We start from the raw sequence: 12,063 nt of genomic DNA on the forward strand, positions 1-12,063 counted from the left end.
TTTAAAATTTAGTGTTGGTGTCCGCAGCTACCATGGCTGCAACTTTCTTCAATTTCATTTAAGGCAGCAGTCATTATTTTATCAACAGATATCTTTCCTTTAAACACCTTTGTTTTTACACCATATTTATTGATTACCATAGTAATAACTTTTTCTCTAAGAGGATTTACTTTCATAGAGAGTAATAAATCGTGTTCAGCAGTATCTTCAAAGTCAATATTAACAACGTCAGCTTTTCCTTTCATTTTTGTAATTGCTTTTTGGCAATTTTCCAGAACTTCTGATTTTACATCATCAGTTCTGCTACCCATAACAATTAAAATGGCCTTATGGTTTGTTGAAATAGTATAAATCTCGTCTAATTTTGGTGAAGGTATTAATTTAACCAATTTATCAGTACTTGCAGCATGAGCAGGAATTCGTCCTGAATAATTTCCTTTGGGAGATAGTGCTATTATTAGGGGTAGTGATTCATCGTTAAGTTGCCATTTTTGTACAAAGTCTGCATTTTTAGGCGAGCTCTTATCCAATTCAAATACATTTAAGTTGCCAATTTCACTTTTTGCCTCCTCAATTACAGCATAGGCCTGTTTTAAGGATTTGTTGTTTGTTGATTTGTCTGTAACTATTAAAAATACAGGTGTTTGGGTTTTTATAGATTTCTCTAAAGCTAATTTTAAACTTCTATTATCAGCATTAATATTTAATTGTGCTATTGCGCATAGCGTTAGTGCTAAAATTATTTTTATTGAATTCATGTGTATAATTTTGTTCAAATGTTAAGTTAAATATTACCTCGAAGTAATTTTTACAAGTGTTGCTAATTTATAGTAGAAACAACAACCACAAAGGTATTGTAATTAGCGAAACAATGTGCGAGGTTAGTATTGTGCCGCTAATTAAATGCTGATCGCCACCATAAAGCTCGCCCAATACCAAACTACTAACCGCACTTGGCATAACTGCAACAATGAGCATTACATTTTGATAAGGATGACTCGGAAATACACCTTTTATAAATAATACACCTACCATGGGAATAATAATTAAACGAAATAAAGTAACGCCCCATATTTCAATAGGAGCAAGGTCTTTAAATTTAATGGTTCCCATTCTTCCTCCAACCATTAATAAGGAAACCGGTATTGCAGCCTGACCTATTTGTGCAATGGTACTTTGTGTATATTGAAGTAGAGCATTATTTTCAACTATTGCAGCTGTGTTAGTTTTAAAAAGATGAAATAGACTTAGAATTCCGAGGGAAAAATAAATGCTCAAGAGGGGAGGAGAAAGTAGGTTCTTTAGGTTTTTTATATTGAATCCTTTTTGTGGGTTTATAATTGCCATTCCAATGGTCCACACTGTTAACTCAGCCCCAAGTGTTGATAATATTAAAGCAGCCATATGTTGCTCATCATATAATTTTGCAATAATGGCTAGCGGAAGAAATGAGTAATTGTTTATGGTGAGTTGTAATAGAATGCTTCGCCTTCTAACTGGGTCTTTATGCTTAAAAAAGCCATTATAGGCGAGCCCAATAATGTAACCGATTAAACAAAATAAGAATACAGCAAAAGGGAGTTGCCATAAATTCAGTATCTCTTGTATACTATAGCTCTTTGTGATTGAACTAAATATCAAAGCAGGATAAAATACTTTGATGATTATGTTGCTCAGATTTTTTAGCGTGCTTTCCGGAATAACATTCTTTTTTATAAGAATATAGCCCGGTATCATCATTAAAAAAACGGTAAAAACATTGAAAAATAAGGTTGTAAACATGATCTTTTAGCTTTTTGTAAAAGTACACTTTTGCCATTAATATGGCATAAATATTGATTACTGAATGAACTTGATATAAATTAGCTATAGATGGCTTATCTTAAGGAGATGTATATCAATACTAAATTAAACACAGCTAACTAATAAATATTTTATGCGAACTACTTATTTTGTTCTATTTCTGCTTGTATGTTTCACTAATCATGCCCTTTTAGCACAGGAAAATGAAGAGCTGAAAGAGCCTATTTCTAAAACAACGTCTCGAAACATTACCAATTACGATTTTATATCCAAAGGAACTTGGATGACCGGGGGGCAATTTTCTTTTGCAACAAATAATTATGATGATTATAAGTTGCTAATTATTGAGGATTGGCAAGGTTCGAGCTATAACTTTAAGGTTACTCCATATGTAATGTATGCATTTAAAGATAATACAGGAGTAGGACTTAAATTCTCTTATGCTCGGTCTGAAACAGATTTACAAAGCTTAACCATTGGTATCGATGATGACATTGCCATTGATATTAAGGATAGCTACGATGTTTCACACATGTTTTACACCACGGTGTTTTTAAGAAATTATCTGGGACTAGAGCAGAATAAACGTTTTGGTTTGTATGTAGATACTGAACTGTCTTATGGTTACGGACAGGGTAAAGGTACTAGTGGTTCCGGTGAAGATATCTCTGGTACTTATAAAACTATACATGAGTTTAATGTTGGAGTTACACCTGGCCTTACGGCCTTTATTAATGATAACTTTGCAGTGGAGTTATTCATCAATTTGGTAGGGTTGAGTGTGAAAAATGTGCAACAAGTAACCGATCAGGTTGATTATGGAAGTTATACCAAAGCAAAAGCTGACTTTAAAATCAATATACTAAGTGTTGGTTTTGCAACTTCATTTTACTTTTAAGAAAGGATCTTACACATTTTTAATAATTGATAACTATGAATAATATATATATAAAGCAGTTTACAGCTTTTGTTTTGCTTCTCTTACTAAGCTATTCTTGTATAGAGAATGACATTCCTTACCGAAAAGTTTTTGGTGGATTTACTAGCTTCTCGGTCGAAGGGCAAATAGGAGAAACTATCATTGATAACGATATTCAGCGAATTGATATATTGGTTGGAGAAGAAGTAAACTTAACAGATGTTGAGGTGCTTAGTTATTCCCTCACTGAAAATACAACAGTTTCACCCGACCCAAAAGAGGTAAAGAATTATAGAGATTCTGTTTTATTTACTGTGAAAACTTATCAGGATTATGATTGGACAGTTTCCATTAGTCAAAACATAGCCTATGATTTTGCTGTAGAAGGACAAGTAGGATCTACAGAAATTAACGAGCTTGCAAAAACAATGAAGGCTTTTGTGCCTATAGGATATGGTTTAGATGCGATTACTATTTTAAATCTTAAGCTCGGTCCGGATGGTAGAACCGATATTACTCCAAGTATTGATGGGATACATAATTTTACGTCACCAATTGCTTTTGTTTCATCTTACGATGATGTTACAGAGGAGTGGACACTAAGTGTTGAGGAGCGTAACTGCGAAGAAGGAAAAGATGATGCGGAGATAGAAAGTTTAGTATTTGAAGATATGCTTTCAGCTACCCATACGGTAACTGGTTTTACAGGAACGGATAATAATTATGCATATATTGATGTTAATTTCCCAGAAGGAACTGATTTAACTAATTTAATTATTTCTGATTTTACTTATTCAGATGAGGCTGTTTATTCAGGAGATTGGCAAGTTGGTAATGCCGTTGATTTGAGTAATGATCAAACCCTTCTGATTGAATCTCCATCTTGTTTAACAAAGAAGTGGATTATACGTGGTCATTTAGCTTTACAAATGCCAAATACTAATCTTGGTGAATGGTATTATGACAGCAGAAGTATTCCTTATCCTGCTGCTACTGAAGATGATGTTTTTTGGAGTACTCCTAATATATATACTGTTGGTGTTACAACAATAACAACCTCACCTATTGAAGGAGGAGAACGAGAGGATAAATTTGCACGACTAGAAACAGTTAGTGTTCCTGGAGTTTTTGGGTTGCCAAAAATTGCTGCCGGTACATTGTTTTCAGGAAGATTTATACCTAAAGGTGCCTTTGTTGAATATGTTCGCTTTGGTGAGCAGTTGCACTCTCGTCCTATAGCACTTAACCTCAAAGCATCATATGCTCCAACAAAGTTAACCTATAAAGACAATAGCGCACAAAATGTACCTGACGAATTAGATAGGGGCAATATTTGGGTTAAACTTATGTATATAGATGGTGATATAGATTATGAGAATGGGATTGATCATAGTACTTTTCAAGGTTCTAAACCACAATCCCTGCATTTACCTACCGATGCTATAATTTTAGGAGAAGCCCAAGTTGTGCTTGAGAATAAAATAGAATGGGATGAATTTCGACTTCCTATAGAATATGATATCCAGTATGCTGAATATACACCAACACATATTGCCATAGTAGCCACAGCAAGTATCGAGGGCGAATCATTCACCGGAGGTGTCGGTTCAATTCTTGAAATTGATTATTTTGAATTAGAATATTAATCAACTACAAATACAACTCTAAATGCGCAGTATCTTTTTTATAATCACTCTCGCTCTTGTTAGCATAGCAAACGGCCAAGTAAAGCGCGACTTTGTAAACGATGGACAAATAAAATACAGCAACATGGATAGTTGGTGGTCTCGCATTGTTTCTGAGTCTTTTTTAATTGGTGGGGCCGATGTACATTACTTTGAACCTGGTCCCAATGATGCCAAGTATCAGAAATTAGAAAATACAATTGACGATTATACGCCTTGGTCAACATCAAATGTACGTGCCGAAGTAGGAGTTGCGGCAGCCAATCAATCCGTTTTTCAAGAGAAACGTGGCGATGGTTATTGTGTTCGTATGGAAACCAACCTAAAAAAGGTGGTTGTACTAGGAGTCGTTAATGTAAAAGCAATAGCATCAGGTAGTATGTTTTTAGGCGATATGGTAGATCCCATTACCGAAACTAAAAACCCGAGGCAGAATACGCTTATGGGAATTCCGTTTACAGAAAAACCAAAGGCCTTAAATTTCGATTATAAGGTTAATGTAGGTAAGGATCGTTTAAAAGCTACTGGTGGTTTTAAGGTTGAGAAAGTTAAAGGAGCTGATGAAGCTGAGGCATATGTTCTGCTCCAAAATAGAACTGAAGATAGTGAGGGAAATCTTATCGTAAAGCGAGTTGGAACAGCTTGGAAAAAATTTAAGGACAGCTCGAATGGTTGGGTTAATAATTTTTCAATGCCTATTGCTTATGGCGATATAACTAAGCAGGCAAACTACAAATCTTATATGGGACTAATATCGAGCAAAGACCCATATTATGCACTCAATAGCAAAGGAGAGAAAAAGAAATATACCGAAACAGCTTGGGCCAATGCAGATGACGAGGTTACACATATTATTATTCTATTTTCAGCTAGCTACGATGGCGGTTCCTTTATTGGTTCGCCCGATAGTAAGTTATGGATTGACAATATTAAATTAGAATATGCTGAAGAAGAGTAGAACTTAAAATCACAAATCGATGATATTAAAAAGTGGTATAGCTTTTGCTATGCACTAGGCATAATAACATAATCCTATTTAATACAAATAATATGTTTAAACTCGATTTTAATAAACTGCCTGTTACTCCTTTATTTGGCAGTAGGTATAGCAACTTTAAAACGGTTTGTAAAAACAAAACGGTTGATAAGGGCTATAACCTCAAATATAATTTAAGTAAAGGCATCTCTGCCTTAATGAGCCTTACTGCTCCCTTAGAGAATGCTGTTTACAATAAAAAAGTAAAGAATATTGAGTTAAAGCAAGATCCCGTATTTATTTTAGGACATTGGCGTAGCGGAACTACTTTTGTGCACAATGTGTTATCGCAGGATCAGAACTTTGGATATAATACAACCTACCAAACCATATTTTCTAACCAAATGCTTTGGGGGCAAAAGTTCTTTAAGTACATAATGGGTAATATTATGCCCGATAAAAGACCTACTGATAACCTCGAGCTGATGCCTGATCAGCCTCAAGAAGAGGAATTCACCTTTAGTAATGTGATGCCAGTAAGCTTCTATAATTTTTGGTTTTTCCCAAAACAAACCATGGAGTATTGTGAGAAGTATCTTTTATTTAACGACATCAGCGAAAGCGAAAAAGTCATTTTTAAAGAAGAGTTTACGCGTTTGATAAAAACATCTTTATATAATACAGGTGGAAAACGTTTCTTGTCTAAGAATCCTCCGCATACAGCACGAGTTAAAGATTTACTTGAAATATTTCCGAATGCAAAGTTTATTTACTTAGTTCGCAATCCGTATACGGTTTTTGAGTCAACACGAGATTTCTTTAGTAATGTAATTAAACCCTTAAAGCTTCAGGAATTTTCAGATGACGAGCTTGAGCGTAATATATTACAGGTATACACAAAAATGTACGATGCTTACGAAACAGATAAAAAGCTTATTCCAAAGGGAAATCTTTATGAGATGCGATTCGAAGATTTTGAACAAGCACCATTGGATATTACCAAGCAGATATATGAAGAACTGAATATTGAGGGCTTTGATAAAGCGGCTTCAAGTATTGAAAAGTATATAGGTAAGAAAAAAGGACATAAGAAAAAGGCTTATAAATATAATCCTGATACCATCAGTAAAGTAAATAACAATTGGCGCTATGCGCTTGATCAATGGGATTATGACCTAATTCAATAATTTAAATCTAATTCATTTGTCATGGATAAAAATATAGTATTTCATCAACATAAAATTGCACGTGCCGATAGGCATAAAATGAATAATCACGGATCTAAAGTAATTTGGTTAACCGGATTAAGTGGTTCTGGAAAATCAACCTTAGCTAGTGATGTAGAGCAAAATCTTTGGAAGCAAGGCATCAGAACTTACGTGCTTGATGGTGATAATGTACGCTCGGGTTTAAATTCTGATCTGGATTTTACCGATGCAGGTAGAGAAGAGAATATCAGACGAATTGGCGAAGTAGCCGCACTTTTAAATGATGCGGGTATGGTTGTTATTACGGCATTCATCTCTCCATTTAAAGCAGATAGAGAAAAAGCCAAAGCCATCATTGGAGACGATAATTTTGTTGAAGTATTTATTGATACACCTCTAGAAGTCTGTGAAACTCGCGATCCAAAAGGATTATACGAAAAGGCAAGAGCTGGTAAAATAAAGAACTTTACAGGAATCGATTCTGCTTTTGAAGCCCCGGATGCCGCAGATATTGTTATCCAAAACCATTTAAATACACAAGCAGAATCGTGTCAACAAGTTATTGATTACGTATTACCACGATTAAAAGTGTAAATAGCTAATTAGAATTCTTTTCAAGAATAATTTTAATATCCTCAGGCTTAAGGTAGATTTCTTCCTTAAGCCTTTTGTATTTATAGTTGGCATTGGATTGGTTCAAGGCATAGTCCGACCAATCGTATAATTGCCAACCAAGGCCGCGTTCAATGGTATTGGTATCCATTTCTTTCTCAAAGGCAGCTTTCTTTTTTTTCGAAGTGTAAGCAAATAAACGACCAAGTACGCCAAAGAAACTTCTTTCACTATAATCTACAAAGTGGCAGAACTCATGACCAAAAACTCCAACCTGCGCATTAAAAGAAATATTAGCAGTGTGTATGGTGCTATCTCTTTCACCATTATTAATTCTTACCACGTAAGTTCGTTTTCTTCTATTCTTAAAAATCAAGCTCCACACATTGGGTTGAGCATTCATTGTAGTTTTTAGTCTTTTTTCTTTAAACTTTAGTTTAGATTCTTCTAACTCAGGAAAATAAAGTAGCGTTGTATAAATAGCTTTTTTATAAGGTTCAGAAACGGGCTCACACACCTTGAAGTTCCGTTTTACTGAATCAGCCTCAGTTATAGTTATTGGTTGTATAATACGTATTTGTTCTTGGGCATTTATATAGCCCATATTAAATATAAATAGGTATAGCAGTAATTGTCTCATATGGCCATAGTAGTTAGAAACTTTTATAAAAGTAAGATGAATTCTTCACATTTATATGTTAATACTGATGTATTCCTTAAATCATAAATACTTAAATGAATCTCTAAGTACAACATTGGTACCCCCTAAAACATCATTCATTGATAAAAAGCACAAATTTGAAAAATAACAAGTAAGCGATAAATCTGAAAAGACAGAATATTCTAATTATGCCAAAATTTAAACTTATTATATAATGAAATCAATAATTCTAGCAATAGTCTTTTGCCTAATAGGGGGTGCCTCTTTTGCGAAAAAAACTTATAAAGGTACAAAGCCCAATATTGTATACATCCTTGTGGATGATCTTGGATATGGCGATGTAGGCTTTAATGGATCTACATTTTACGAGACACCAAATATTGATAAGTTGGCCAGCGAAGGCTTGGTACTAGATTATTCCTATATGTACCCAACTTGTTCTCCATCTCGTGTGGCTTTATTTACAGGTAAAAATTCTTACAGAACTGGTGTTTACACAGTGCCTGTACTTGAAAAAGGAACTGATGAAGAAAATATTTTTTCAAGATGGACAGTTACAAGTGAAGATACTGGTTACTCAGAACCACTAGCCGAAGAAGGTTATAAAATGGTACACATTGGTAAATGGCACTTAGTTGGGCCTGATCCAATAGTAGAACAAAATATGGATTGGCCTATCAAAGAAAAGTTAACACAACCTGATCCGGGTGATTATAGTTGGGTTGATATGCACAAGTCAGATGCAGTGAAGCCATATTATCCTGAGGGCAGAGGCTACGTTAAAAATGTTGGTGGTACTTATCGCGGCGATCCAGCTCTTGAGCCAGGAGGTTATAAAAGTGAAACAGGTGGATATTTTGCACCTTTTAGCAATCCTTTTTTAGGACAAAAGCCAACGGATGAATGGTTAACCGATCGTTTAACAGATGAAGCCATCGACTTTATTGAAGAGTATAAAGATGAGCCTTTCTTCATCGACCTTCATTATTATACCGTTCATAATCCTTTACGCTCGCGTAGTCAGGAGTTGTTTGATAAATATATGGCAAAAGCCGGAGATCCTATTACAGGCCAAGGAATGGAGAAGGGTAAAAAGCGCGAGCAGATTGCACGATACGGAACCATGATAGAATCTTTAGATGATAATGTGGGTCGTTTGGTTGAGTACCTTGATAAAAATAACCTTCGCGAAAATACGATTATCATATTTACATCAGATAATGGTCAAAACGGTAAAGTAAATAACCTGCTTCGCGGTACCAAAGGATATATTTACGAAGGCGGAATCAGAGTCCCAACCTTGGTTAACTGGCCAGGTAAGGTTGATGTTGGTCGCTCTTCCACACCTGTAATGGTTATGGATTACTTCCCAACGTTTATGGATTTAGCCGGAATCAACTACAAAGGGACTTTGGATGGGAAATCTATCACACCTTTATTTAATGGCGATGATTCAAAATTAAACAACCGACCATTATTCTGGCACATTGCAAGTCAGTATAAACATGGTGCATGTTCCGTAATCCAGAAAGATCATATAAAACTAATCCAATGGTTAGCCACAGGAGAAATGGAAATGTATGATTTATTAAATGATCCTACAGAATCTAATAATCTGGTATCAGCCAAACCAGAACAAGCCGAACAATTGAGAAAGGAATTAACCAAATGGCGAAAAAGTAATCAAGTTCGGCTTCCGCCAAATGCTGCAATACCTTTTTAAATTATATTACCTAAAGCATCATTTTTAGTAAATGGTGCTTTTTTAGTTTTAGAATCTACAGATACATATTACCTATATATAGGTAATATGTAATTATTTATAATATTCATTTTTGAATTATTGATATGCTCTTCTAAGGATTAGCAAACAACTTATTTAAATATATAAATAATGAAAAAACATTTCTTAGCTCATATAATACCGTTCTTATCAGTATTATTTATTGGAGTTTCGTGTACTCAACAAAAAAAAGAACAGCCAAAGCCAAATATCCTTTGGATAACCATTGAAGATTGGTGTCCCGATTTATCATGTTATGGTACGCCAGGTATACAAACTCCATTTGTCGATGAATTAGCCAGTCAAGGAATGCGTTTCGAAAATGCTTTTACCACCGGGGCAGTATGTTCAGCATCGCGTACAGCTATGATGACAGGTTTTCATCAAAACTATGTGGGCGGTAATCAACATCGTACTCACGATAAAAAACCTTTACCATACGGAATAAAACCAATTCCAAAGATATTTGAGGAGGCAGGATACTATACCTCCTTAATGAGTTGGAAAACTGATTGTAATTTTGTGCCCAACAAAAAGGAAGAATTGTTTATGGATTGCACCGACTGGACTAAAGATGGTAAACTAGGATGGAGAAACTGTCCTAAAGATAAGCCATTCTTCGCTAGAGTAACATTTGGTGGCACCCACCGTTCATGGAATCGCGATCCGCAACGACCAATCGATATTAAAGATGTTGAGCTTCCTCCATATTATGCAGATACCGATTTCAACCGTCGCGACTGGGCCAATGGACTAGAACAAATGCAAATTGTCGATCGCCAGGTAGGGGAGTTGCTTCAAAAGCTTGAAGAAGACGGCTTAGCCGATAATACAATCGTATTCTTCATAGGAGATCACGGCCGATGTCATATCCGCGGTAAACAATTCCTATACGATGGCGGTATTAGCATCCCAATGATTATGCGATGGCCTAACAAAGTAAAAGGAGGTCAAGTCAGCTCAGATATGGTAATGGCTATTGATATTTGCCAAACCATCCTCGATGCTTCAGGTATTGAGGCTCCAGTTCCTCTGCATGGTAAAAATCTATTAGGTGAGGAAGTAAAAAATAGGAAGTACATATTTGCAGCTCGCGATAAAATGGACGAAACCCACGATGCCATGCGTGCCATCCGTTCAAAAGATTATAAATTAATTTTAAATCTGATGCCCGAGCACCCTTACTTACAATACAACAACTACAAAGAAGGTGCTTATCCAATGTTGGCCGAAATGAATATCATGTATCAAAAAGGTGAGCTAACTCCGGCACAGGCCCAGTTCTTTGCTGCTAAAAAACCAACAATTGAATTATTCGATTTAAATAAAGATCCGCATGAAATAAATAATGTGGCCTCTGATCCTGCTTATGCAGCCATTAAAGCAGAATTGTTAAATGAGCTCAAAAATTGGCGTACCAATGTAATTAAGGATAAAGAAATTACCGATGAGTTTTTAGCAAATACAGTGTTTCCTCAAAAGTGTCCAACACCAACGGTCGACGAGTGGGTTTCCAAAAACAAATCTAATTACGACTTTAATGTTGTAGGATGGCCGGCATGGTATCCAACCCGTACGCTTCAAGAATGGGAAATAGCCAGAGAGAAATGGGAGCCATATGTATTTCGTGATCCTAATAGTGACATAGAGCGCCCTTATATCACAATCCCTAAAAAGAAGAAGAAAAAGAAGCACTAACAGAATCCCTTTAATATTATCTATTATATATGGCGCCTCTCAATTAAGTAGAGGTGCCATTTTTGTTTTTGGGCGTTCCCCCGCTAAGTTCTAATGTATATCTCACGAGGTAATAGTAAGCGGAGTCATGCTTTCCGCTATATCTTTGCTTCGCCATAATGGGCTCACAAAGGATGCCGCTCCAATCATTAACGCATCTCTTCGTATACGTTCTGTAAAATCCATAAAGTATACTACAAGGAGTCAGCTTTGGTAAAAACACAAATGAAAGCCATATCAAACACAGATCAAACTCACGTCAACGTGAGTTTGATCTGTGTTTAATATGAATTAAATATGAAACTATACCGAGTAAGACACAAGGTAATTCTTATTTAGTATAGCGTATAGTTTACCATTCTCTATGGTATTTAAGCTGTGTTTTCTATGTGGGTTAAAAAAGGAGAAAAAACTTTACGTGCCTAAGTGTCTCATCAGGTTCAGTTTGGATAATGATGTTATTAAAACTTCAAATAAACTTTAATGTAGCATTAGGAATTGTAAATTAAAGTCCTCACTTTTGCACCCGCTTTGAACGCAAGGCACGATTACAACGGACATTTTGAGGAATGAAAAATGGATTAAAAACCCTTTATATAAGCGGTTTTTAGGTGTCAAAAAAGATTTAAAATTCTTTTCAAATTTATTTGGAATTAAGAAATTAAATCAGTTATCTTTG

At 35.4% G+C, this 12,063-nt stretch carries 10 protein-coding genes; 7 read left to right on the forward strand and 3 right to left on the reverse strand.

Going from position 1 to position 12,063, the window contains the following annotated elements; translation table 11 throughout:
- Positions 1-8 precede the first annotated feature (8 nt).
- On the reverse strand, positions 9-758 hold the full coding sequence (locus QMO11_RS04885) for a hypothetical protein (protein WP_282036275.1): 750 nt from the start codon (positions 756-758) through the stop codon (positions 9-11).
- Positions 759-825: 67 nt separating this feature from the next.
- Positions 826-1,782: an AEC family transporter gene (locus QMO11_RS04890; protein WP_282036276.1), complete on the reverse strand. Its 957-nt coding sequence runs from the start codon at positions 1,780-1,782 to the stop codon at positions 826-828.
- A gap of 154 nt (positions 1,783-1,936) precedes the next feature.
- On the opposite strand from QMO11_RS04890, the gene QMO11_RS04895 reads away from it, so the two are divergent.
- The 5 genes from QMO11_RS04895 to cysC all read left to right on the forward strand — a co-directional run bounded on the left by QMO11_RS04895 (position 1,937) and on the right by cysC (position 7,185).
- Entirely contained in the window at positions 1,937-2,701 is a 765-nt protein-coding gene (locus QMO11_RS04895) for a hypothetical protein (protein ID WP_282036277.1), read from the forward strand.
- A 35-nt stretch (positions 2,702-2,736) separates the two neighbouring features.
- Positions 2,737-4,368, forward strand: coding sequence for a PCMD domain-containing protein (locus tag QMO11_RS04900; protein ID WP_282036278.1), 1,632 nt, complete (start codon positions 2,737-2,739; stop codon positions 4,366-4,368).
- A gap of 22 nt (positions 4,369-4,390) precedes the next feature.
- Positions 4,391-5,365 carry a PCMD domain-containing protein gene (locus QMO11_RS04905; RefSeq protein ID WP_282036279.1) on the forward strand — a complete coding sequence of 325 codons (975 nt, stop codon included), beginning with the start codon at positions 4,391-4,393 and terminating at the stop codon, positions 5,363-5,365.
- A 92-nt stretch (positions 5,366-5,457) separates the two neighbouring features.
- Positions 5,458-6,570, forward strand: a complete 1,113-nt coding sequence (locus tag QMO11_RS04910; protein ID WP_282036280.1) for a sulfotransferase family protein — start codon at positions 5,458-5,460, stop codon at positions 6,568-6,570.
- Between the two features lie 21 nt (positions 6,571-6,591).
- Positions 6,592-7,185: an adenylyl-sulfate kinase gene (gene cysC, locus QMO11_RS04915; RefSeq protein WP_282036281.1), complete on the forward strand. Its 594-nt coding sequence runs from the start codon at positions 6,592-6,594 to the stop codon at positions 7,183-7,185.
- A 4-nt stretch (positions 7,186-7,189) separates the two neighbouring features.
- Here the strand turns inward: cysC and QMO11_RS04920 are convergent, their stop codons facing one another.
- Entirely contained in the window at positions 7,190-7,843 is a 654-nt protein-coding gene (locus QMO11_RS04920) for a hypothetical protein (protein ID WP_282036282.1), read from the reverse strand.
- Positions 7,844-8,078: 235 nt separating this feature from the next.
- Here QMO11_RS04920 and QMO11_RS04925 point away from each other — a divergent pair, with 235 nt between their 5' ends.
- Positions 8,079-9,587: a sulfatase gene (locus QMO11_RS04925; RefSeq protein ID WP_282036283.1), complete on the forward strand. Its 1,509-nt coding sequence runs from the start codon at positions 8,079-8,081 to the stop codon at positions 9,585-9,587.
- Positions 9,588-9,758: 171 nt separating this feature from the next.
- Complete coding sequence (locus QMO11_RS04930; protein ID WP_282036284.1) at positions 9,759-11,345, forward strand: sulfatase family protein; 1,587 nt, start codon at positions 9,759-9,761, stop codon at positions 11,343-11,345.
- Positions 11,346-12,063 lie beyond the last annotated feature (718 nt).

It is taken from the genome of Saccharicrinis aurantiacus (assembly GCF_947489045.1).
In the GTDB taxonomy this organism is placed as follows: domain Bacteria; phylum Bacteroidota; class Bacteroidia; order Bacteroidales; family Marinilabiliaceae; genus Saccharicrinis; species Saccharicrinis aurantiacus.